Source organism: Arenibacter sp. S6351L (genome assembly GCF_023016025.1).
Lineage (GTDB): Bacteria > Bacteroidota > Bacteroidia > Flavobacteriales > Flavobacteriaceae > Arenibacter > Arenibacter algicola_B.
This window is the reverse complement of sequence record NZ_JALKBB010000014.1, coordinates 25,385-46,945: the sequence shown is the minus strand read 5'-3', so window position 1 is coordinate 46,945 and position 21,561 is coordinate 25,385. Positions and strand designations below refer to the sequence as shown.

Genomic DNA, 21,561 nt, shown 5'->3' with positions numbered 1-21,561 from the left:
AATAAAACAATCAAATTATGAAAAGATTACAATTTTTAAGTTTATCGATCTTACTTTTTTCTTTTGTAGGATCTATGGCCCAGGAAAAGGAATTCACCGAACAGGAAAAGCTTACTTATTATGAGCAAAGAGCCAGGGAGGATGCGCAATTTGAGCAATCACAGGAATTGGCAGAAGAAGAGGAGGAGGAATTCTGGGAATCACAGGAGGATTATGAAAGACAATTGAAAAAGAGGGATAAAAAGGCTTACAAAGCGTATATGAAAGGTAAGCGGGATGCCTATGCGGAACACCGCAGTCATTGTGATAATCATTGCCACCATAGTGATCATTACCATACCCATGCCAGTTTCTACTATTACCATAACGAACCCTATCGCTATAGAAGCTATTCCAGTGGAACAACTATCCGCACGGGAGTTGGGCTAAGCGCACCCAGTGTTAGAATAGGACTTTAGGAACCAGAACTTAAAAAGAGGCTGTCCATAAACATGGACAGCCTCTTTTTTTTTAATCATTTTTTATTTTCGAAGCAGGTTTTTTTTCCAAAAGGGCCATGTAGAATCCGTCAAATCCAGTTTTGCATGCGTAAATATTACTATCCTTGATAAGACTAAAGTCCTTACCAGCCTCCGAGCCGAGGAATTTTTTTACTTGCTGAATATTTTCTTGTGGCAATATGGAACAGGTGGCATAGACCAATTTCCCTCCGGGTTTAACTATTCTACTGTAATCCTGAAGGATTTGTTGTTGGGTTACCATTATTTTTTCCAAGAAATCGGGTTGTAATTTCCACTTGGCATCGGGGTTTCTTTTTAAGACTCCCAATCCGGTACAGGGAGCATCTATTAGTACCCTATCTGCTGTATCGTATAGCTTTTTAATTACCTTGGTGGTATCTATTGGTCTGGTCTCCACATTGTGGGCTCCATCGCGCTTTGCCCTTCTTTTTAATTCTTTTAGTTTGTTGCCATAAATATCCAATGCGATCAGTTGACCTTTATTTTCCATTAGTGCTGCCAAATGAAGTGTTTTTCCCCCAGCTCCTGCGCAGGTATCAACTACGCGTTGACCAGGTTTAACGTCCAAAAATGGAGCTACCAATTGGGAAGAGGCATCCTGAACCTCGAACCAACCATTCTTAAAGGCTTCGGTAATAAACACATTGGAACGTTCCTTTAGCCTTAAAGCATCGGGATACCCTTTTATGGATTCCGTTTCAACTCCGGCTTCGTGGAGAACACTGCTTAAATTATCCTTGGTTGTTTTTAAGGTGTTCACCCTTAAAATTACTTCAGCCTGCTCATTTAGGGCCTTAATTTCTTTGGTCCACAGGGCCTCGCCCAAAGCTTTTGCACATAACTCGTCCATCCAATCCGGTACAGACTCCCTGTATTTTCTTATTTTCGAGAGTTCGTCGAATTTTCCCTTGATCCTTCTTTCCGGAGTAGGTTCTATTTGTTTCCAGTCCGGTAGTTTTATGCCTTTAAGAACGGCCCAAACAGCGAACATTCTAAATAGGTTTTGTCTGCTATATGGGGCCTTTACTTCGGCTATTTCCGCGTACAATCGCTTCCAGCGTACCATTTCATAGGTGGTTTCTGCAATAAAACCTCTGTCCCGGGCACCCCATCGCTTGTCATATTTTAATACTTTTTCTACTACCTTATCTGCATATTCACCTTCATTAAATATATAATTCAACGCATCAACAACCGCAAACACTAGATTTCTATGTAATCGCATTTTTAAAAATTAAGATTGCAAAGGTATTGTATTAGAACCTATTCCTCTTATTTTTGGGGAAAATTATAAGCATGCGCAATTATTTGGTGTTTCTCATTCTTTTTATTTTGGCCTCGTGTTCCGAAATGGACGAAAAGAGAACGTTTAACTCTGTAAAAATAGAAACCATTTATACCGATTCGTTGAGCTTTAGGGCAATCGAAATTATGGACGGTGGCAATATGGCATTTGCTGCCAACAAAGGCGCATTTGGTTTGGTAGACCTTAGGACCAACAAAGTGAGGGTAAATACTCAAAAATATGACAGTATACTTCCGGAATTTAGGGCCGTAGCACAAAATTCCACCGATTTCTTTATGCTTTCGATAGCTAATCCGGCCTTGTTGTACAAGACTGGCGACAAGGGCAATATGGAATTGGTATACAAGGAAGAGGATGAGAAGGTATTCTATGATGCCATGACCTTTTGGAACGATCAAGAGGGAATAGCGGTGGGGGACAGTATGGATGGCTGTCTGTCCATAATCATTACTAGGGATGGCGGTAATACCTGGAATAAGCTACCATGTTCTTCTTTGCCAAAGTCTGAAGCCGGCGAAGGTGCCTTTGCGGCCAGTAATACCAACATAAAAGTGTTGGATAATATGGCTTGGATAGCAACTACACATGGAAATGTATATTATACCGGCGATAAGGGGTTTACTTGGGAAGTTGTGAAAACGCCAATAATTAGTGAAGAAACTACCCAAGGTATCTTTTCCATTGATTTTTATGACGAAAACCTGGGCGTTGTCTTTGGAGGTGATTATACCGACCCGGCAATAAATAAAGGCAACAAGGCAATAACTACGGACGGTGGCAAAACATGGAAATTGATCGCCAATGGTAAACTTCCGAATTTTAGAAGTTGTGTGCAGTTTGTGCCAAATTCCATGGGTAAGTCCTTAATTGCCATCGGCTTTGAGGGTATTGCTTATTCCCATGACACTGGTGAAAATTGGAAACAACTTTCCGATGAATCTTTTTATACCCTTAGGTTTATGAACGACACTACTGCATATGCCGCAGGAAAGGGCAGGATTGCGAAACTTATTTTTCGCTGAGATGTCCAGGGAGCTGCAGAATTAGAGTACTTTAATTAATGCTCTATGGCTTTAATTCTTGAAAATTACTGGCCACCCTTTCTCTGTCTATATTGTTTGATTAGCTGACGTTTAAAATCCTCTTCCGAACGCATCAACAGAATGGTCTTCTTGGCCGAAATTGTCTTGGATATTTTTTCGATATAGGATTTTTCCACATTATATTTTTCTTCCTCCAATTTTTGCATACGGGCCAGAAGTTCGCCGGCCCGTGCATCCGATAGGGCATCCAGATTTTTTATCTCGGAACCTATTTCAAAGCGCTCCTCCCTGAACAAACCTTCTCTTTTGGATTGATGCTCGTTGTAAATAGGCCAGAAACTTTGGGCCTCTTTTGGGGTGAGGTCCAATCTTTCTGTAATGAAAGCTATTTTTAGGGACTTTATTTTATCCCAATCCTGCTTTTCCTGTGAGCTTAATGATAGGGTAGCTGCAAGGAATAACAGGGAAGCAAGTATATTTATTTTTTTAATCATCATTGTGCATATTTAATTCTTCAAAATCTTCAATATGGGAATCCAGATAATCTATGATATTATCATTATCCAGTCTACTTTCCAGTATATCGTTTAGGTCCAAATCATGGATTGGAAGTATTTCCGCCAAATCATAGGAAGAAAGTTCCAAATCGTTAAATTCAAAATAATGTTCTATGTCCGAATTGGCCAAATCCGAATAGGATGGTGTTTTATCCCTATTAAATTGAACCAAAATGAACAGCAATACTACGGCAGCTACGGAAGCGGCAGTATAATAGTGTTTTTTATAGGATTTTAAAGGGATTACCTTAGGCTCTACCGGGGTGTTTTCCAGTTGCCCCAGAAGCTTAGCGTTTAAAGTATCAAAATAACCTTCCGGAATTTTGAACCCTTCATTTGGAGGCATAGAAATATCTTCCTTTGCTATCTTTTTAAAGATATCGCTGGAAAGGGTATCGAAATACCCATCCGGAACCTTGAAGCTGTTATTTTTATTTAATTTATCCATTTCAATAGTTTGACCTTGAACAATATAAAAGGTTTAATTTTCTTTCAAAAAAGCTTCGATCTTTTTTGATGCCAAATGATAGGAGGCTTTTAATCCACCTACGGAGGTCTCTAAAATTTCTGAAATCTCTTCATACTTCATCTCCTGAAAATATTTCATATTAAAAATTAATTTTTGTTTTTCAGGAAGCGTTGCAATGGCCATTTGTAATTTTAGTTGAATTTCATCCCCTTCAAAATATACATCGGCCCTCAAATCTTCTACTGCCTTAGTCATTAAATTCTCGTTATTGATCTTAAGTTTTTGCGATTTGGATTTTAAAAATGACAAGGCCTCGTTGGTGGCTATCCTGTACATCCAGGAGTATAATTTACTATCACCCTTAAAGCCATCGATATTTCTAAAAACTTTTATAAAGGTATTTTGCAACACATCATCCGTATCATCGTGGTTTAATACAATTCTTCTTATATGCCAATACAGGCGCTCCTTGTAAGTGTTTACAAGTATTTCAAAAGCCTTGGCCTGATGGTCTTTTTGCTTTAATTGTATTACTAAAGTTTCTTCCGCAATCAACATTTTGGACTTAAGTTCTATTATAGGACTGTAAAAACTGAAAAAGGTTTATTTACAGGGTTATAATTTTTTTGTGCCTAATTGCAAAGGTAAGCAAGTTTAACTACTGCTATATTTTTTTAGCTTGGAGCTATTTAATGAAAATTATTTTTATTTTTTAGCTATTTTTGAAGTTATTCCTTGCAAAAAGGTATCAATTCGTTGTTTAACAATTATAAAATGAAATTATAAGTGACCTTTAATGTGCATGATAGTTGGCACAGGCTTCTGCTTGAAGAGTTTAAAAAACCTTATTTTGAAGCTCTTACGGCATTTGTTCAACAGGAATATGCCAAGCAGACGTGCTATCCTGAGGAGCGTAATATTTTTGCCGCTTTCAACCATTGTCACTGGGAGGAAACGAAGGTGGTTATTATAGGTCAGGATCCATATCACGGACCAAATCAGGCCAATGGCCTTTGTTTTTCCGTAAACGCGGGCGTAGCACACCCACCCTCATTGGTGAATATATTTAAGGAAATAGCATCAGATTTGGGGACGGCCTATCCGGAAGATGGAAATTTGGAACATTGGGCAGACCAAGGGGTTCTTTTGCTGAACGCTACCTTAACGGTACGGGCAAGTGAAGCTGGCAGTCACCAGAATAATGGATGGGAGACCTTTACGGATACTGTTATTCAAAAACTATCAGAAGAAAAAGAGGGCTTGATATTTTTGTTATGGGGCGGTTTTGCAAAGAAGAAGGCTAAGTTGATCAATGCCAAAAAGCATTGTATTTTAACTTCCGGACATCCGTCCCCTTTAAGTGCCAATAGGGGGTATTGGTTTGGTAACAAGCATTTTAGTAAAACGAATAAAATATTATTGGAAAATGGAAAGCAGGCAATTAAATGGTAATAGGAATTTTGTTGAAGCAGTTTTAATACAGAACTGTTCTTCGGCTATAAAGTATTTATGCTATTCATTTTTTTGCTTAATTCCTGCTAATGAAAGAACATTTATGTTACTTTTTTGTCCAAAAGCGAAAATGTACTATTAACTAAATCTATATTTGTACTTTTTTTGAATCTGTATTATAAAACTTACACTTGCATTTGTGATATTAAATATTAATAGGTTAATGAATTCTACTAGATTGAAATGGGTATTGTTGGTTGATGACGACGGAACAACCAATATGCTGAATAAACTATTTTTAAAAAAACTTATTCCTGACCTGGAAATTGATACAGTTACGGACGGACATAGAGCCCTGGATTTTATAGAGAAAAATATTAATGATATAGATAAGGGAAGTTTTTTGTTGATTCTGGATATTGAAATGCCAGTAATGGATGGATGGCAATTTTTGGAGGCCTTTAATATCCTTTTTAGACAAGAAGAAAAAGAAAAGATAGTTATAGCCGTATTAACTGCAAATGGATGCGAAGAAGTGACCTATAAGGCCTTGTCCAATCCCCAAGTCAAAGAGTGCCTACACAAACCTTTGTCCGATATAAACTTTAGAAGCATAATTCAGTCTTATTTTTACGACTAGAGGTTAGCTAGGATGTAAATCGAAAAATACTGAGTTTACGTAAACTATTCTAGTAAATTATCTCTGTACTAGGCATTATCCTCTCAATAAGCTTTAAGTCCTTTAAGGTATTTTGTACCAATTCCAAATTCTTTTTGCTGATATTATTTTGCCCCCATTCCGTTAGGGATAGCCAATGCTTGATATCTTCCAACTGCTGGTTGTAAGTATTGGCCAAAGTACGATCTATGCTGGGAATCCGTTTAAAATCGGAGGTATATATGTTGATGATTTCCAGTATATGGCCCAAGGTTCCGGGATTTTCAGTTATAAATTTATCCGTGGCGGCAATAACAAAGCAAGGCCATGGGGTGGGGCAATCTGTAATTCTTCTAAATATGCCTTGGTCCACCAACGGTTTTGTGGTGAATCTTTCCCACATAAAATAATCCGACCTACCTTCTGTTAAAGAGGCCACCGCACCATCTAGATTATTGATTACCTCAAATTTTAGATCCTTAGTGTCCCAACCCTCTTTTTGGGCATTTACGTAGGCCATCAAATGGCTGCCACTGCCATATCGGCTTATGGCCGCGGTTTTGTTTTTTATATCGGCCAAGGTCTTGTAATTGCTTTTGGCAGCTACGTGAATACCCCATAAGAGGGGAGTAGCTATGTATTCCTGAACAATTTTTGAAGGATTCCCTTCGCTAATACTTTTTGCAATTCCTTCGGTAAGGATAATGGCCAGATCGGTTTCATTTTCCTTTAATAATTGTGCCATTTTACCGGTTCCTTCGGGAATATCTTTCCATTGCAAGTTTATGCCCCTAGCTTCAAAAGCCCCTTCTTCTATAGCTAATTGCCAGGGAAAATTAAAGTGTTCGGGAACACCTATGATATTTACATTTTTCAAATCAATTGTTTTTATCTGGTTTGCCAACTAATTAAGAGTGCGGGTAGGATTATTGTTTTTAACTTTTCTTCTAAATAACACATATCAAAGCACTTATAGTCAGTTGTTTATCTTTTTGGCTGTTAAAACTTTAAGCTATCTTGTCCAAGGCATATTTAATAAGTTCGTCTATCGCCAAATCCGGTCTTGATGAAAACTGTCCATTGGGCCTGTTTGCCACAATACAGTTTAAGGAAACAGCCCTGTGTCCCAATAACTTTGCCAAGCCATAAATTCCGGAGGTTTCCATTTCCAGATTGGTGATACGCTTATCATTATAATTAAAACTGGCCAGTTTGGCATTCATATTTTCATCTTCCAATTTTAAACGTAAAATTCTACCCTGGGGACCATAGAACCCAACATTGGTAGCGGTAAATCCAAGTTGCATTTTGTCCGAGATGAACTGGGCTCCCAAAGTTTTGTCGTATTCTACAACATAGGGGTTGGACTTATCTTTTAGCCAATTGGTGTGTTTTAAAAATGCTTGCTGAATCTCCGGGTGTTGAATATGGGCACTGTTGTAAAAGTGCAAAAGACTATCCAGGCCAATGGCGTATTCGCTCAACAAAAAAGAATCTAAGGGAATATCGGGCTGAATGGCTCCGGAAGTGCCTATCCGAATAATATCCAAGCGGGTTTTATCTTTTTTTATAGTCCTAGTTTCAAAATCAATATTGACCAAGGCATCCAGCTCATTGAGGACGATGTCTATATTGTCTGTGCCGATACCTGTAGAAATTACCGAAATGCGCTTATTGTTCAGCCATCCGGTATGGGTTAGGAATTCCCGCTTTCCTTTTTTTAAGTCGATCTTATCAAAATACTGGGAAACGCGCTTTACCCTATCGGGGTCTCCAACGGTGATTACGGTATCTGCTAGGTCTTGAGGAAATAAATTAAGATGGTATACGCTATGGTCTGCGTTTAGGATTAGCTCTGAAGAACCAATTTTCATTTTACAATTTTAGTATGCGGTTCGTTTCAGAGTTATAAAGGAAATTATATTTTAATGCTCCGCCCAAATAGGCATCATTTTCTTGGATACAGGAATAATAACTGGTTTTTCCTTCCAGGATTTCCATACCTTTTTTTGAAAGTTTAACAGGGCTGAAATTGGTAAAAAGAGGTTTTAGCTTGGTTATTACCCGCTCGTATTGGGTATCACCAAAACCATAACGCCCCTGATTTCTTAAAACCGTGTTCAGTAATTCTATCTTAGTCTTTGGTTTGGCGCTGCGTGCCAAGCGTAAAATATTATTTTCCACTTCATTGAGACCATTTCTAATGGTTGGGAAACGCATTAAATGGGCTTCAATAGCACCGGAAAGGTGTGAGAATTGAAAACTGTCAAAATCCTTAAGGTTCTCTAATCTAATAGGGTTGTCACTACAGTACAACTGCCAAACATAATCGGCGTATTCTATATCGTCCTGCGTTAAAAGAGTGCGATTAGTGTATAATTTGCGTAGTTGTTCATCTGTTAATTCTCCTAGCCCTAATATATTAATGGAATTCTCTTCTTCTTCACTGGATACCAAGGAAATTTCGGCATAAGGCCTATGGGTCTTTAACCAACTTATCACCGCTAACATATTAACCTGATCAAAAAGGTCGAAATCGAACCAAAGTACGATACGATCTTCCTGTTTGTGATTACAAAGGGTGCGGTATTCTTTTAAAGTTTTATCAATAAACCACGATTTGGAAACCTTGTAGTTTTTATTCAAAAATTCGAACCTGGTTTTCCAAAATGATTCGCTGCCAACATTGGTTTCGGTCTTACCTTCACATAACATTTCGCGCCAGGTAATAATATCCCCTTCCAATTTAAGGGTGCTTAATTTGTTGGTGAGTATATCACCGTTTGTTATGTGTAATTGGGAACTCATTGTAATGGTGGTTTAGGTTGTGGCTAATAAATGTAGTGTTTTATCTTAATATCAAAAAATAATTAACAAAAATCTAACCTCCAACGCGTTTTACTTTAAATCCTTTTTCCTGTAATATTTTCATTATTTTATCTCTATAATCTCCTTGAATGATTATAGAATCGTCCTTAAAACTTCCGCCTACGCTAAGTTTGGTCTTAAGCTCCTTGGCCAATTTTTTAAAATCTTCGTCGGCTCCGGTATACCCTTCTAAAATGGTTGTTGGTTTTCCCTTTCTTTTTTCATACTTGCATATAATAGGTTCTTCCTGCAACCAAATTTCATTTTCAACATCTTTTTTCGGCTCTTCCTCCGTTGGTTTATGATCCGGAAATAGATTCTTCAATTGATCCTTTAAGTCCATTGTAAATTTTAAAAATTATGCTAAAATAGTATATCAGCGCCAAAATCAAAACCCATCCTTCATAAATTGGGATTTTGGTTGGAATGGGTCATTTTGATTTGGGTGTTAATTAATCCATTGGAAAGTCCTCGTCGTCCATTACTTCCTCCATTTGTTTTATATGCCTTTCCGTATGGCCGGACATAAACAAAAGTATTTGATAGGCATCAACGGTTCCAAAAGGAAGTTGTTGGTAATGGTTTCGTAGGTCATCCTGTGTGCTTTTAACATATTCTATATGTTCTTTCCTCTTGGATTTAAATTCCTCTACCGTTTCCTCAAAACTGCCATATTTCCCAGATGGTTCAAAAGCCTCACTAGTTTTTACTCTGTTGCTGCGGTCTTCTATCATGGCTATTAGTCCTTCATCAGAAACTTTTACTTCTGAGCGCTTGGAAGGGTCTGGCTCCTTGGCCAAAGTACCTTGAAGCATACCAAAGATCATGTTTTCAGAAATTGCTATATGCTCTGCACATTCCGCAATGGACCAAGAATCATCCGTTACCTTGTAATTGAGTTGCGCTTCATTTAAGCCCTCCAATGTGTTTAAAAAATGATCATGGGATTTTGTCATTTCCTTTACGGCAAATTCCCTTTCGGCATCTGTAAGTGTAGATTTAACTACTCCAAATGCTAAAACCGCCAATAATACAATTGGTGAAATTACTTTTTTCATAGTGTCCAGGGTTAAATTGTTAATACTAAAGATTGTTCAATTCCATAGGCAATAATTAAGCTTGAACCAATTCTGATCTACTTCGTAATTAAGCCTAAGTCGATCAGTCTTTCATGCAAAAACTCTCCAGCGGTAATATCTTCAAATTGTTTTGGATGGTCCTTATCAACACAATTCTCTAAACAATTTAAAGGCATTTCGCTAATGGGATGCATAAAAAACGGTACGGAATACCTGGAGGTACCCCATAGTTCCTTGGGGGGATTAACCACCTGGTGTATGGTGGATTTTAATTTATTGTTGGTTAAACGTGATAACATATCCCCTACGTTGATCATCAATTGATCCGGCTGAGCAATTGCATCTACCCACTCCCCGTCGTGGTTCATTACCTGAAGTCCCTTTCCATGTGCTCCCATTAATAGGGTAATTAAATTAATATCCCCATGGGCCGCAGCCCTAACGGCATTTTTAGGTTCTTGTTGAATAGGGGGATAATGTATTGGCCTTAAAATGGAATTTCCATTTTTAATATAATCGTCAAAATAGGTTTCCTCAAGGTCCAAATGAAGGGCAAGTGCTCGCAAAACAAATTTTGCCGTTTTTTCCAACATTTTATAGGTTTCCTTACCGGTAGCATTAAAATTGCCCAATTCTTGGACCTCTACATTGGCAGGATATTCCTTTTCCAATTTCGGATTATTTTCCACATACTGTCCAAAATGCCAAAATTCCTTTAGATCGCCTTCCTTTTTGCCCTTGGCATGTTCTTTTCCAAAAGAAGTATATCCCCTTTGTCCCCCTATCCCAGGAATTTCATATTTATCCTTGACTTCTTGTGGTAGGTTAAAAAAATTTTTGATTTCAGAATAGAGATCATCCACTAATTTTTCGGACAAAAAATGACCACTTAATGCTACGAATCCAATATTCTCGAAGGCACTTCCTATCTCTTTAATGAATTTTTCTTTTCTTTTGTTATCGTCGGATATAAAATCTTCAAGATTTACACTTGGTATTGCAGTCATCATCATAATTATTAATAAAATCAAAGTTAATAAATATGGCCAATCTTCTTGAAATATTATTCGACTTTGTTTTTCCGTTTTGTTACATTTATAAATTATTTAAGCCAAAAAGAATAAAAACATAACATGCAATATAAAGGAGATAGTGTTGATAAGGCCATGCAATTGAAACTTTATCAACGGATGCTAAAACCACGTTTGATAGAGGAGAAAATGTTGATTCTCCTACGTCAGGGAAAAATAACCAAATGGTTTAGCGGCATAGGACAGGAGGCAATAGCGGTAGGGGTTACCAGTGCCTTAAGGCCAGATGAATACATTTTGCCCATGCACCGCAATCTAGGTGTTTTTACCTCTAGAAATATACCATTGCACCGGCTTTTCTCCCAATGGCAGGGTAAAGGCAGCGGCTTTACCAATGGTAGGGACAGAAGTTTTCACTTTGGAACCCAAGAATATAAAATTGTAGGGATGATTTCCCACTTAGGCCCCCAATTGGGGGTGGCCGATGGAATAGCACTTGCAGACCTTCTGAAACAGAATAATAAGGTAACTGCTGTCTTTACGGGAGAGGGGGGTACCAGTGAGGGCGATTTCCATGAGGCCTTAAATCTCGCTGCGGTATGGAATTTGCCTGTTCTGTTTTGTATCGAGAACAACGGTTATGGCTTGTCTACCCCAACCAATGAGCAATACAGATGTGAAAATTTGGCGGATAAGGGAATAGGTTATGGAATGGAATCGCATATTTTGGAGGGCAACAATATTTTGGAAGTGTATTCCCAGGTCGATTTTATTTGTCAGAGTATGCGGAAAAATCCTAGGCCTGTATTGTTGGAATTTAAAACTTTCAGGATGCGTGGCCATGAGGAGGCCAGTGGTACCAAATATGTCCCACAACAATTATTGGACACCTGGGAGGAAAAGGATCCCATTGTAAATTTTGAAAATTTTCTTTTGGAGGAAAAGATTCTTTCACCCCATTTGATAGAGACCTTTAAAAATGAAATATATGCTGAAATTGACTACGATCTTAAAAAGGCCTTTGTGGAGAATGAGGTAGAAGTAGATGAAACAAAGGAATTAAAGGATGTTTATAAAGATTTTGATTATCAGCAAATTAACCATAATTCCATAACCAAAAATATTAGGTTGGTCGATGCGGTTTCCCAGGGTTTAAAACAGTCTATGGAAAGGCATAAAAACTTGGTGGTAATGGGGCAGGATATTGCAGGTTATGGCGGAGTATTCAAGATTACCGAGGGTTTTGTGGAAGCCTTTGGGAAAGACCGGGTCAGAAATACCCCTATATGTGAGTCGGCAGTAGTTTCTGCTGCAATGGGTCTTTCTATAAACGGAATAAAATCGGTAGTGGAAATGCAGTTTGCGGATTTTGTAAGTACTGGATTTAACCCCGTTGTAAACTATTTGGCCAAGGTGCATTACCGTTGGGGAGAGCATGCAGATGTTGTAATAAGGATGCCCTGTGGGGCAGGGATGGGGGCAGGACCTTTTCATTCACAGACCAACGAGGCCTGGTTTACAAAAACTCCGGGGTTAAAAGTGGTCTATCCGGCCTTCCCATATGATGCGAAAGGTCTTTTGGCCACTGCCATAAATGATCCCAATCCGGTATTGTTTTTTGAACACAAAGGGCTTTACAGGAATATTTACCAAGACGTGCCCGAGGATTATTATACTTTGCCATTCGGCAAGGCGTCCCTAATGAGGGAGGGCACGGATATTACTGTAGTTTCCTATGGTTTGGGTGTACATTGGGCCTTGGAGGCACTAAATGATAATCCGGATATAAAGGCCGATATGATTGATTTAAGGACGTTGCAACCCATGGACATGGATGCAATTTATGCCTCTGTAAAAAAAACAGGGAAACTTATTATCTTACAGGAGGATAGTTTGTTTGGGGGAGTGGGCAGTGACATTTCCGCCTTGGTGGTGGAGAACTGTTTTGAGTACTTGGATGCACCCGTAAAACGGGTTGCCAGTTTGGAAACCCCCATTCCCTTTGCGAAAAATTTGGAAAACAATTATTTGCCCAAAGCAAGATTCGCACAGGAGCTTTTAAATTTGATATCCTATTAAATATCTCGCGAAAATTAAAATGGATTAATATGCATATGATTACAGCGGAAGAAAAACTTAAGGAGCGTATAAAAGAGCTTACTTGTTTGTATGAAGTAACCTCAATAATCGTTAATTGCGATTATGACCAGGTTGAAGACGCCCTAAAGGGAATTATGCATTGTTTACAAAAAGCTTGGCTTTTTAGTGACGCTGCCCAAGTGAAACTCACATCGGACCAGTACAATATAGTTACGACAGACTTTCCGGATAATCCTGTGTCCCTGGAGTCCAGTGTAAAGGTTTTTAATAAAAAGGTAGGTGAGATACAAGTGGCCTATCCGCGGCCAAAATATAGCGAAGATGATTTTTTGAAGGAAGAAGAAAAATTGCTTCGAAATGTGTGTTTGGAGGTCGGTAATCTTTTGGAAAGAAAACAGATCAAGGACAACGAGATAATTATAAAACGGAAAATGGAGAGGGCCGACCGCCTTGGTATTTTAGGTGAGATTACTGCCGGAATCGCCCATGAACTAAATACTCCCTTGGCGAATATCCTAGGATTTGCCGAATTATTGAAAACTAGGATAACTCAGGATACCCAAGCCTCCAAGGATGTTGATAAAATTATAAATAGTGCTATATTTTCTAGGGAAGTGGTTAAAAAGCTTATGTTCTTTGCCTGTGAAATGCCCCAGCAAATGTCATTGGTCAACATAGGCCCTATAATTGCCAACGCTGTTAATTTAATGGAACCCAGCTTAAAGAAAAAGAAAATTGTTCACGAACTCAATTTAAGTGACCAACCCATTTTTCTACGGGTAGATACGATTCAGTTGACACAGGTAATTTTTAATTTGGTGCTCAATGCCATTTATTTTTCCCCAGTTAAGGGCAAGATTAAAATAGCCGTAAAGGAAACCGACAGAAATATAGAAATAAGCATCACGGATGAAGGTCCGGGTATAGATCCCAAAATTAGTGATAGGATCTTTGAGCCATTTTATAGTACCAAACCGGTTGGTGAGGGTTCCGGATTGGGGTTAAGTGTAGTTCATGGCATTGTAAAAAGTCATAAAGGAACAATAAAGTATAGATCCAACAAACCTAAAGGGGCTATATTTACCGTTGATTTTCCGAAAATTTAAGATTATGGGTTTTAATAAAGAGAATGTATTGATCGTAGATGATGATGTAAATATATTGGAATTGATCCATAGACACCTTCAATCCTTTAATTACCACACCTATAAGGCTGTTTCTGTTAAGGAGGCTTTGGTGATCCTAAAGGATTCCAAAATAGACCTTTTGATTACGGACCTTAAAATGCCGGATGTGGACGGACTGCAGTTGGTCAAATATGTTTCCGAACATTATCCCAAGTTGCCAAAATTAGTGGTTACCGGCTATCCCTCGGTAGATGACGCAATGAGCGTTATAAAATCGGGGGCCTTGGATTATTTGGTCAAACCTTTTACCAAAGAGGAATTAAAACAGGCGGTATTAAAATCATTCACGGGCAATTCCGCAGGCAAGGCAGGGTCCAATGTACATTCAGTTTCCAAAAACAATAATGTTGATGCTTATGGCGAGCTTATTGGTAGATCCGAGGCCATAAAAAAAGTGACCGATATTATTGATAGGGTGAAAGACAACAAAGCAACGGTACTGATAAATGGGGAAAGTGGGACCGGAAAGGAATTGGTTGCCCGTTCCGTACATTATATGGGAAAATTTTCCAGAGCACCGTTTGTTGCGGTGAACTGTGGGGCTATTCCGGAAAGTCTTTTGGAGGCCGAGCTTTTTGGTTATGCCAAGGGTGCTTTTACGGGTGCCAATGAAAACCGCAACGGTTTTTTTCAGGCTGCGGACAAGGGTACCCTATTTTTAGATGAAATAGGCAACGCATCACTGTCCGTACAATCCAAATTGTTAAGGGCATTGCAGGAAAAGGAAGTGGTAAAGGTGGGTTCCCAAAAGATAGAAAAAATAGACATCCGGGTCATTGCGGCCACCAATAGCAATTTGTACTCCTTAGTTCAAAAAAAATTGTTCCGGGAAGACCTTTATTATAGGTTGACCGTTGTGGAAATCAATGTTCCTTCCCTCCGGGAGCGCAAAGAAGATATTCCTTTGTTGGTGGACAAATTTCTTTTAAAATACGGTGTAGAATATAAAGATAGGTTGGTCACTATTACACCGGAGGCCTTGGAGCTTTTGATGCGGTATCCATGGCCAGGTAATATTAGGGAATTGGAAAACGTAATTCAGAGGGCTGTAATAATGTGCGATAAAAGAATTGAAATCGACAATTTGCCTGACAATTTGAAATACAAGATAGATTTTCCCGAAGACCACCTATTGCCATTAAGGGAAGTTGAAAAAAAATACATTTTAAAAGTTTTGGAGGCTACGGACAATAACAAATCCAAGGCGGCAGAAATTCTACAGATCGATCGCAAAACGCTGCGTCAAAAAATCCAATAAACCCCTTGTTTTAGATGGGTAAAAATTACCCATATGAGGAAAATCCCCCATTTTAATATTCGGGAAAGTATTATTTGATTCGAATTAAACTATTGATTTTCAGTTATTTGAATACAATATAAGTATCTCTCTGGTTTTATGGCACCCTAGTTGCCCTTGATGTGTTACTAAAATACACGGTTATGGGAAACAGCACTAGTTTATGTCCAAGTTGTGAGTATTTCAAAACATGTGTACTTACAAAAAATAAAAAGCATATTTGGAACTGCAATGAATTTGAATCAGCCGATTCAAGGGTAGTTCCTGGTGGAAATCATTTGGTTTTTAAAAGTGAAGTGAGATTATTCTAAACAAAAATTTATGATTACAAAGTCGAAAACAGAATCGAAACAGGGCATGTTGGAGAACGTGATGCGTCAATTCAATAATGCTGCCGATATTATTAACCTAAATACTAATATTAGAAAAATACTAAGTATTACCAATAATGAATTACTGATACATTTCCCTGTTAAAATGGACAATGGGGATGTTGAAGTTTTTACGGGATACCGGGTACAGCACAATAACGCTTTAGGACCGTATAAGGGTGGACTTCGTTATCACCCGACCGTTGATATTGATGCGGCAAAAGCCCTTGCCATGTGGATGACCTGGAAAACCTCTTTGGCAGGTCTGCCCTATGGTGGCGCAAAGGGAGGGATTCAAATTGACCCCTCCAAATATTCCACTGCGGAATTGGAAAGGATTACCAGAAGATTTACATATGCATTGGGAGATAACATAGGTCCGGAACACGATATACCTGCCCCGGATGTAAATACAAATGCACAAACCATGGCTTGGATCGTGGATACATATATGTCTACAAAATCGCCTGCCGAAAGATCTAAAAATCAGCATGTGGTAACTGGAAAACCCTTGGGTTCCGGAGGATCCGAAGGTAGGGATAGGGCTACCGGCTATGGTGTTTTTCTGAACATAAAATATTGGGCCGAAAAGAAAAAGGTGGACCTGAAGAACAAGAGATTTATTGTTCAGGGTTTTGGGAATGTAGGTTATTGGACTGCCCATTTTTTGGAAAATGAAGGTGCTAAGCTGGTGGGAGTGCAGGATGCTTATGGCAGTATTACCAACAGCGATGGTATTGACGTCTCCAAGTTGTACCAGTATATGCAGGACAACAAGGGCAGTATTGTAGGCTATACCTTGGCGCAAGCTGTAGATAAGGAACATTTTTTTGAATTGGATTGTGATATATGTATACCTGCTGCCTTAGGAAATCAAATCACAGCTGAGAACGCAGCTAAGATCAAGGCATTTTTAATAGCGGAAGGTGCAAATGGACCGACCGATGTGGAAGGCGAGGAGATATTGTTGAAAAATGGAGTGGGAATTATACCGGACATCCTATGTAATTCAGGGGGTGTAATTGGCAGCTATTTTGAGTGGCTACAGAATAGAAACGGAGAGTTATGGCAATTGGAGGAAGTATTGGCCAAGCTGGAAAAGAAGATGAAGGAAGTCTTTGAAAAGGTATATGAGAAGGCAGAAAATAGGGATGGGGATATGAGAACTGCAGCCTATATTATAGCTATTGAGAGAATAGAAAAGGCCTATGTTCAAAGAGGGATATTTCCATAAATAAAATTAAAAAATACAGAATTATGAAGTACGGAAATTTAGTGTTGGAGGAGAAGGAGTTCGTCCTATTAAAGCGTCTGGTAAATGTATCCGGGTTTTATACGGATAATACTTATAAGAGTTCTATTGAAAAGTTGACCGAAGAGTTGAAGTCTGCAGTGGTTTATAATGAAGAGGAAATGCCCAAAGATGTCATTAGGTTCAATTCCATCGTTACAATCCAAGCAGTTAATGGGTGGTCCAAGCAATTCCAATTGGTGATTCCATCGCAAGGTGATTTCAAGAATAGTAAAATATCCATTTTAACACCTATGGGGGCCGCAGTTATAGGCTATGCCAAAGGGGACGATATTGTTTGGGAGTTTAGGAATGGAGAACAGACTCTTAAGGTTGCAGATGTAAAACAAGAGCATAACACTATTAATTCTGATATTTTATTGTAATGATGGAGGTGTTTTATGAGCATGACTCGGACGATAGGTTAATTGCCAAAAAAGATGCTCTGGAGTTGAACAATTGGATAGGTCATCTGGTGAACAATGGCAGGGAGTTGGAAACCTTGATCAACATTGCCAAGAAATTGTCGAATGATGATGATATGATAGCTAACCTGAAAGAATTGACCTTGGAGAACAAATTGCATCTCGGCGTTTTCTACAGGTATAAGAGTTCTATGGTCAATTTACACGAGTGTGAAGATATGGAATGCGATATATACTATGTAAACAAGCATGAAGAGTATCGTAATCTGTATGCGGCCATTTTGCAGGCGTCCCACAAATTAAAGGAAGAACTATATACCCAAATATTGATAAAATTATGATGTTGTTTTGTTAGCAGTCTGTTTGTTGGTTTTAATATTAGAGTTTTGGCTGTTAATGCACAAGGGAAAGCAATGCTTTCCCTTGTTTTTTTGGGGAACATTATCTGAAATAGTTGGGCTGGCATCCACTGATTGCCACCTGGCCCCAATTGGGGTAAAGTCAATTATTTTTTTATAAGAGCAAAGCGATTGTTGCCGTTTGCAATAGCTTTGAAAAAAATAAGTTGTTTGGAGTATTCTGTGCCTGAAGCTATTAGTTTAAATCTTCAAAATTAATAACGGAGCATCATACTTTTTTTCCACTTTCAACGTATATATGTTCAAATAATAAATATGAAAATTATGCATTTAAGAAAGCTTATATTTTTAGTGGTATTTGCGGCTGGTCTTGTTACCTCCTGTTCGGTATCCAAGGCGGCAAGACAGGATAGAAGTGTTTTGAGCGGTAACTGGATTTTGAACAATGTTTCCTATCAAGGGGGACAGGGGAAATTTAAATCGGTTCTTTTTAATGATTCCGATGCTACCTGTTTTGAAGGCAGTACCTGGTTTTTTAGAAACAATAACAGTACCGGTAGTTATATGCTGGGAGGTGGTAGTAATTGTGATGGAGCGGAGCGCTTCATCCGTTGGTCTGTTGTGGATAGACCCGGGATGGCCAGTCAGTTGCAATTTAAGTTTATAGACGAAAAGTATAAGGATATTTCCGGAGGATTGGGATATAGATTGGACATTGAACAACTAACCGATCAACAGTTAAGAATGACCTCAAAAGTAACTGTGGAGGGGCAGCCGTTGACCGTGGTTTATGAATTTACAAAAAACGATCTACCATAACTGGATAAAAGCTGTAAGATATATTCATGCCGATATACGGGCAAGCCGGGATTGGCATGATTTCTGTTCTAAAGGATGTACAGTCCTAAGAACTTTTGGGATTAATATTAAACAATGAAATCAAATGAAAAAAATAATAGTAAGTAGTTTATCCGTAATGATGATTTTAGCTACGTTCAGTAGCTGTCAAGCAGTAAAGAATACTAGTCATAAGCAAAGGGGAGCAGCAACTGGTGCTGCCGGTGGAGCGGTAATTGGAGGTGTTCTGGGCAACAATGTTGGAAAAGGTGGTAATACAGCTTTAGGGGCTATCATTGGAGCAGTGGTAGGTGGTGTTGCCGGTGGTTATATCGGAGATAGAATGGACCGCCAGGCAGAACGAATAGAAGAAGAGATTCCAGGTGCCGAGGTCACTAGGGTAGGTGAAGGAATAAACGTAACCTTCAATGAGGAGGCCGGCGTTTATTTTGATACCAATAAATCCGAGGTTAAGGGTACTTCGGCAACAACATTAGATAGATTGGTAGGGATTTTAAAAGAATATCCGGACACCAATATATTGGTGGAAGGCCATACCGATAGTGCCGGACCTGATGATTATAATCTAAATCTATCCAAGCAACGGGCGCAGTCTGTAACCAATTACCTAATTACCAATGGTATTTCAGGGGGTAGGTTAACAACAACCTGGTATGGTGAGACGCAACCCAAGGCCGACAACAGTACGGCTGCAGGTAAGGCTAAAAACCGTAGGGTAGAATTGGTTATTGTGGCCAATGAGGCTTTACAACAGGAAGCTCTTCAAAAGGCGAAACAATAAATAAAACCTCCTTATATAAAACCCGACGTATATCGTCGGGTTTTTTTGTTTATTTTCTGTACCTTTTGTTGATGGATAATTTTGATGTCATTATTGTAGGGGGAGGCCTTGCCGGTTTAACGGCCGCCATTCACTTGCGAAAGGAAAACTATAATGTGGCCGTTTTTGAAAGTAAACAATACCCCCATCATAAAGTTTGTGGAGAGTATATTTCCAATGAAGTGAAGCCCTATTTGGGGTTTTTGGGAATTTCATTACCACAAACATTTCAATTTAATGAAATGCTACTGAGCATTGAAAAGGGGGACGCCCTGAAGGCTAAATTGCCTATGGGAGGGTTTGGTCTTAGTAGATATACTTTTGACCATCTTTTGTATAAAAGGGCAAAAGAATTGGGGGCAATTGTCTTTACTAATAGTGTAACCTCCATTAGCTATGAAAATGACAATTTTAGGGTCGGCGTAGAATCGGGCAAGGAATACACTAGTAAATTTGTCATTGGGGCCTATGGAAAAAGAGGAGTGTTGGATAAAGATCTAGAGCGTCACTTTATTCAGAAAAAATCCCCATGGTTAGCTGTAAAGGCCCATTATAAACTGGATTCATTCCCGGATAATTTAGTGGCTATCCATAATTTCAGGGGTGGTTACGGCGGGCTTTCCAAAACGGAGAGTGGGGCAGTAAATTTTTGTTATCTGGTTTCTTACGATAGCTTTAAAAAAGAGAAGGATATTGCCGGCTTTAATCAAAATATTATTGCTAGGAATCCATATCTCAGCAAATTTCTTAATGATGCCGAAATGTTATTCGAGCACCCACTGACTATAGGACAGATTTCCTTTCATAAAAAAAAACCAGTAGAGAATCATATTATTATGTGCGGGGATACCGCGGGTCTTATTCATCCTATGTGCGGCAATGGTATGGCCATGGCAATCCATAGCGCTAAAATTGCCTCGGAATCTATCCATGCTTATTTTAAAAACGGATTTCAGAATCGGTCCCAGTTAGAGATGGATTATGAAACCCAATGGAAGCATATGTTTGCCAAGAGGTTGTGGATGGGCAGACAGCTGCAAGCTGTTTTGCTAAGCCCAAGGCTATCCAATTTAGCCATGGGGATATTAGCGAATTCTCCCTATATTGTAAATGGGCTGATCAAGAATACCCATGGACAAATTATCCGGTGTTAATGAATTTTAAGAGACGTAGTAGTAATAGGGAGCTCATGGATGACCCTTATTTGGATACACTTTTGTTGCAGAAGGTTTATGCGGACATAAATAGGGTCAATACAGTTTTACAAGGTTTTTCACTTTCCCTGCAAGCTATTGACAAAATAATTGAAGAAAACCCTCAGAATTCCTACACTATTGTGGATATGGGTTGTGGGGATGGGGCCATGTTGGGTAAAGTTGCTGAGTTTTACAAGAATAAACCTGTAAACCTAAATCTAATAGGGGTAGATTTAAATTCCAAATCTATTGCACTGGCCAAAGAAAATTATAAGGAATATTCCAATATAATATTCTTGGAGCTGGATATTCTAGCGCCGGAAGCAAAGGAGCTACAATGCGATATTCTACTCTGCACCCTAACAATGCACCATTTTGATTCTAAAGAAATACCCATTTTTCTGGAACAATTTGTAAAACTGAGCAGTTTGGGTATTGTTATAAATGATCTGCAAAGAAGTAAAGTGTCCTATTACCTTTTTCAACTCTTTAGCCTTATTTTTATAAAAACAAAGATTGCGAAACATGATGGTTTGGTTTCTATAAAAAGTGCATTTACCAAATTGGATTTGGTAGCTTTTTCCATTAATCTGCCTAATGTAGAGCATGATATTTGTTGGAGGTGGGCATTTAGATACCTATGGATAATAAGAATAAAGGGAAAACAGTAGCC

Annotated in this window: 24 protein-coding genes; 14 read left to right on the top strand and 10 right to left on the bottom strand. The window is 38.7% G+C overall.

The window, feature by feature from the left end; genetic code table 11:
• The first annotated feature begins 17 nt into the window (after positions 1-17).
• Complete coding sequence (locus MWU82_RS12775) at positions 18-458, top strand: hypothetical protein (RefSeq protein WP_247096654.1); 441 nt, start codon at positions 18-20, stop codon at positions 456-458.
• A 52-nt stretch (positions 459-510) separates the two neighbouring features.
• Here MWU82_RS12775 and MWU82_RS12770 read toward each other — a convergent pair whose 3' ends face one another.
• The gene (locus MWU82_RS12770; protein WP_247096652.1) at positions 511-1,746 is read right to left on the bottom strand and encodes a methyltransferase domain-containing protein; all 1,236 of its coding nucleotides are present in this window, start codon (positions 1,744-1,746) and stop codon (positions 511-513) included.
• Between the two features lie 71 nt (positions 1,747-1,817).
• Here MWU82_RS12770 and MWU82_RS12765 point away from each other — a divergent pair, with 71 nt between their 5' ends.
• Positions 1,818-2,849 (top strand): oxidoreductase, encoded by a 1,032-nt coding sequence (locus MWU82_RS12765; protein WP_247096651.1) that lies wholly within the window; start codon positions 1,818-1,820, stop codon positions 2,847-2,849.
• Positions 2,850-2,914: 65 nt separating this feature from the next.
• Here the strand turns inward: MWU82_RS12765 and MWU82_RS12760 are convergent, their stop codons facing one another.
• From MWU82_RS12760 to MWU82_RS12750, 3 genes are read right to left on the bottom strand one after another with little or no spacing between them, the layout of a single operon-like run.
• Positions 2,915-3,367 carry a hypothetical protein gene (locus tag MWU82_RS12760; RefSeq protein ID WP_247096650.1) on the bottom strand — a complete coding sequence of 151 codons (453 nt, stop codon included), beginning with the start codon at positions 3,365-3,367 and terminating at the stop codon, positions 2,915-2,917.
• Positions 3,357-3,875, bottom strand: coding sequence for a hypothetical protein (locus MWU82_RS12755; RefSeq protein ID WP_247096649.1), 519 nt, complete (start codon positions 3,873-3,875; stop codon positions 3,357-3,359). The genes MWU82_RS12760 and MWU82_RS12755 overlap by 11 nt, the downstream gene beginning before the upstream one ends.
• 33 nt (positions 3,876-3,908) lie before the next feature.
• Complete coding sequence (locus tag MWU82_RS12750) at positions 3,909-4,454, bottom strand: RNA polymerase sigma factor (protein WP_215948056.1); 546 nt, start codon at positions 4,452-4,454, stop codon at positions 3,909-3,911.
• 228 nt (positions 4,455-4,682) lie between these two features.
• On the opposite strand from MWU82_RS12750, the gene MWU82_RS12745 reads away from it, so the two are divergent.
• Both MWU82_RS12745 and MWU82_RS12740 read left to right on the top strand, forming a co-directional pair.
• A complete protein-coding gene (locus tag MWU82_RS12745; protein ID WP_247096648.1) occupies positions 4,683-5,348 on the top strand; it encodes a uracil-DNA glycosylase in 666 nt (221 codons plus the stop codon).
• Between the two features lie 223 nt (positions 5,349-5,571).
• Positions 5,572-5,988 (top strand): response regulator, encoded by a 417-nt coding sequence (locus MWU82_RS12740; RefSeq protein ID WP_247096646.1) that lies wholly within the window; start codon positions 5,572-5,574, stop codon positions 5,986-5,988.
• Between the two features lie 49 nt (positions 5,989-6,037).
• Here the strand turns inward: MWU82_RS12740 and MWU82_RS12735 are convergent, their stop codons facing one another.
• From MWU82_RS12735 to MWU82_RS12710, 6 genes are all read right to left on the bottom strand, one after another.
• A complete protein-coding gene (locus tag MWU82_RS12735) occupies positions 6,038-6,883 on the bottom strand; it encodes a substrate-binding domain-containing protein (RefSeq protein ID WP_215948059.1) in 846 nt (281 codons plus the stop codon).
• Positions 6,884-7,013: 130 nt separating this feature from the next.
• The gene (locus MWU82_RS12730) at positions 7,014-7,880 is read right to left on the bottom strand and encodes a nucleoside phosphorylase (RefSeq protein WP_247096645.1); all 867 of its coding nucleotides are present in this window, start codon (positions 7,878-7,880) and stop codon (positions 7,014-7,016) included.
• A 1-nt stretch (position 7,881) separates the two neighbouring features.
• The gene (locus MWU82_RS12725; protein ID WP_215948061.1) at positions 7,882-8,814 is read right to left on the bottom strand and encodes a DUF1835 domain-containing protein; all 933 of its coding nucleotides are present in this window, start codon (positions 8,812-8,814) and stop codon (positions 7,882-7,884) included.
• Positions 8,815-8,887: 73 nt separating this feature from the next.
• Positions 8,888-9,217 carry a translation initiation factor gene (locus tag MWU82_RS12720; RefSeq protein WP_215948062.1) on the bottom strand — a complete coding sequence of 110 codons (330 nt, stop codon included), beginning with the start codon at positions 9,215-9,217 and terminating at the stop codon, positions 8,888-8,890.
• Between the two features lie 109 nt (positions 9,218-9,326).
• A complete protein-coding gene (locus tag MWU82_RS12715) occupies positions 9,327-9,932 on the bottom strand; it encodes a DinB family protein (protein ID WP_247096643.1) in 606 nt (201 codons plus the stop codon).
• Between the two features lie 77 nt (positions 9,933-10,009).
• Positions 10,010-10,960, bottom strand: coding sequence for a 2-oxoglutarate and iron-dependent oxygenase domain-containing protein (locus tag MWU82_RS12710; protein ID WP_247096695.1), 951 nt, complete (start codon positions 10,958-10,960; stop codon positions 10,010-10,012).
• 126 nt (positions 10,961-11,086) lie between these two features.
• On the opposite strand from MWU82_RS12710, the gene MWU82_RS12705 reads away from it, so the two are divergent.
• The 10 genes from MWU82_RS12705 (at position 11,087) to MWU82_RS12660 (ending at position 21,559) form a co-directional block, all read left to right on the top strand.
• Positions 11,087-13,063 (top strand): dehydrogenase E1 component subunit alpha/beta, encoded by a 1,977-nt coding sequence (locus MWU82_RS12705; RefSeq protein ID WP_247096641.1) that lies wholly within the window; start codon positions 11,087-11,089, stop codon positions 13,061-13,063.
• A 29-nt stretch (positions 13,064-13,092) separates the two neighbouring features.
• Positions 13,093-14,190 (top strand): HAMP domain-containing sensor histidine kinase, encoded by a 1,098-nt coding sequence (locus MWU82_RS12700; protein ID WP_348646989.1) that lies wholly within the window; start codon positions 13,093-13,095, stop codon positions 14,188-14,190.
• Between the two features lie 4 nt (positions 14,191-14,194).
• Entirely contained in the window at positions 14,195-15,529 is a 1,335-nt protein-coding gene (locus tag MWU82_RS12695) for a sigma-54 dependent transcriptional regulator (RefSeq protein ID WP_215948065.1), read from the top strand.
• Between the two features lie 360 nt (positions 15,530-15,889).
• Positions 15,890-17,173: a Glu/Leu/Phe/Val dehydrogenase gene (locus MWU82_RS12690; protein ID WP_247096640.1), complete on the top strand. Its 1,284-nt coding sequence runs from the start codon at positions 15,890-15,892 to the stop codon at positions 17,171-17,173.
• A gap of 23 nt (positions 17,174-17,196) precedes the next feature.
• Positions 17,197-17,616 (top strand): GreA/GreB family elongation factor, encoded by a 420-nt coding sequence (locus MWU82_RS12685; RefSeq protein WP_215948067.1) that lies wholly within the window; start codon positions 17,197-17,199, stop codon positions 17,614-17,616.
• On the top strand, positions 17,616-17,996 hold the full coding sequence (locus MWU82_RS12680; RefSeq protein WP_215948068.1) for a hypothetical protein: 381 nt from the start codon (positions 17,616-17,618) through the stop codon (positions 17,994-17,996). The genes MWU82_RS12685 and MWU82_RS12680 overlap by 1 nt, the downstream gene beginning before the upstream one ends.
• A gap of 342 nt (positions 17,997-18,338) precedes the next feature.
• Entirely contained in the window at positions 18,339-18,833 is a 495-nt protein-coding gene (locus MWU82_RS12675; protein WP_215948069.1) for a lipocalin family protein, read from the top strand.
• Positions 18,834-18,957: 124 nt separating this feature from the next.
• Positions 18,958-19,653 (top strand): OmpA family protein, encoded by a 696-nt coding sequence (locus MWU82_RS12670; RefSeq protein ID WP_215948070.1) that lies wholly within the window; start codon positions 18,958-18,960, stop codon positions 19,651-19,653.
• Between the two features lie 71 nt (positions 19,654-19,724).
• Positions 19,725-20,846 carry an NAD(P)/FAD-dependent oxidoreductase gene (locus MWU82_RS12665; RefSeq protein WP_247096639.1) on the top strand — a complete coding sequence of 374 codons (1,122 nt, stop codon included), beginning with the start codon at positions 19,725-19,727 and terminating at the stop codon, positions 20,844-20,846.
• Positions 20,846-21,559: a methyltransferase domain-containing protein gene (locus tag MWU82_RS12660; RefSeq protein WP_215948072.1), complete on the top strand. Its 714-nt coding sequence runs from the start codon at positions 20,846-20,848 to the stop codon at positions 21,557-21,559. The genes MWU82_RS12665 and MWU82_RS12660 overlap by 1 nt, the downstream gene beginning before the upstream one ends.
• Positions 21,560-21,561: the final 2 nt, after the last annotated feature.

What these genes read in the sequence shown, in the direction of transcription:
- MWU82_RS12775 (WP_247096654.1), top strand. Translation starts at nt 18, where the DNA reads ATGAAAAGATTACAATTTTTAAGTTTATCGATCTTACTTTTTTCTTTT.
- MWU82_RS12770 (WP_247096652.1), bottom strand. Translation starts at nt 1,746, where the DNA reads ATGCGATTACATAGAAATCTAGTGTTTGCGGTTGTTGATGCGTTGAAT.
- MWU82_RS12765 (WP_247096651.1), top strand. Translation starts at nt 1,818, where the DNA reads ATGCGCAATTATTTGGTGTTTCTCATTCTTTTTATTTTGGCCTCGTGT.
- MWU82_RS12760 (WP_247096650.1), bottom strand. Translation starts at nt 3,367, where the DNA reads ATGATGATTAAAAAAATAAATATACTTGCTTCCCTGTTATTCCTTGCA.
- MWU82_RS12755 (WP_247096649.1), bottom strand. Translation starts at nt 3,875, where the DNA reads ATGGATAAATTAAATAAAAATAACAGCTTCAAGGTTCCGGATGGGTAT.
- MWU82_RS12750 (WP_215948056.1), bottom strand. Translation starts at nt 4,454, where the DNA reads ATGTTGATTGCGGAAGAAACTTTAGTAATACAATTAAAGCAAAAAGAC.
- MWU82_RS12740 (WP_247096646.1), top strand. Translation starts at nt 5,572, where the DNA reads ATGAATTCTACTAGATTGAAATGGGTATTGTTGGTTGATGACGACGGA.
- MWU82_RS12730 (WP_247096645.1), bottom strand. Translation starts at nt 7,880, where the DNA reads ATGAAAATTGGTTCTTCAGAGCTAATCCTAAACGCAGACCATAGCGTA.
- MWU82_RS12725 (WP_215948061.1), bottom strand. Translation starts at nt 8,814, where the DNA reads ATGAGTTCCCAATTACACATAACAAACGGTGATATACTCACCAACAAA.
- MWU82_RS12720 (WP_215948062.1), bottom strand. Translation starts at nt 9,217, where the DNA reads ATGGACTTAAAGGATCAATTGAAGAATCTATTTCCGGATCATAAACCA.
- MWU82_RS12715 (WP_247096643.1), bottom strand. Translation starts at nt 9,932, where the DNA reads ATGAAAAAAGTAATTTCACCAATTGTATTATTGGCGGTTTTAGCATTT.
- MWU82_RS12710 (WP_247096695.1), bottom strand. Translation starts at nt 10,960, where the DNA reads ATGACTGCAATACCAAGTGTAAATCTTGAAGATTTTATATCCGACGAT.
- MWU82_RS12705 (WP_247096641.1), top strand. Translation starts at nt 11,087, where the DNA reads ATGCAATATAAAGGAGATAGTGTTGATAAGGCCATGCAATTGAAACTT.
- MWU82_RS12700 (WP_348646989.1), top strand. Translation starts at nt 13,093, where the DNA reads ATGCATATGATTACAGCGGAAGAAAAACTTAAGGAGCGTATAAAAGAG.
- MWU82_RS12695 (WP_215948065.1), top strand. Translation starts at nt 14,195, where the DNA reads ATGGGTTTTAATAAAGAGAATGTATTGATCGTAGATGATGATGTAAAT.
- MWU82_RS12690 (WP_247096640.1), top strand. Translation starts at nt 15,890, where the DNA reads ATGATTACAAAGTCGAAAACAGAATCGAAACAGGGCATGTTGGAGAAC.
- MWU82_RS12685 (WP_215948067.1), top strand. Translation starts at nt 17,197, where the DNA reads ATGAAGTACGGAAATTTAGTGTTGGAGGAGAAGGAGTTCGTCCTATTA.
- MWU82_RS12680 (WP_215948068.1), top strand. Translation starts at nt 17,616, where the DNA reads ATGATGGAGGTGTTTTATGAGCATGACTCGGACGATAGGTTAATTGCC.
- MWU82_RS12675 (WP_215948069.1), top strand. Translation starts at nt 18,339, where the DNA reads ATGCATTTAAGAAAGCTTATATTTTTAGTGGTATTTGCGGCTGGTCTT.
- MWU82_RS12670 (WP_215948070.1), top strand. Translation starts at nt 18,958, where the DNA reads ATGAAAAAAATAATAGTAAGTAGTTTATCCGTAATGATGATTTTAGCT.
- MWU82_RS12665 (WP_247096639.1), top strand. Translation starts at nt 19,725, where the DNA reads ATGGATAATTTTGATGTCATTATTGTAGGGGGAGGCCTTGCCGGTTTA.
- MWU82_RS12660 (WP_215948072.1), top strand. Translation starts at nt 20,846, where the DNA reads ATGAATTTTAAGAGACGTAGTAGTAATAGGGAGCTCATGGATGACCCT.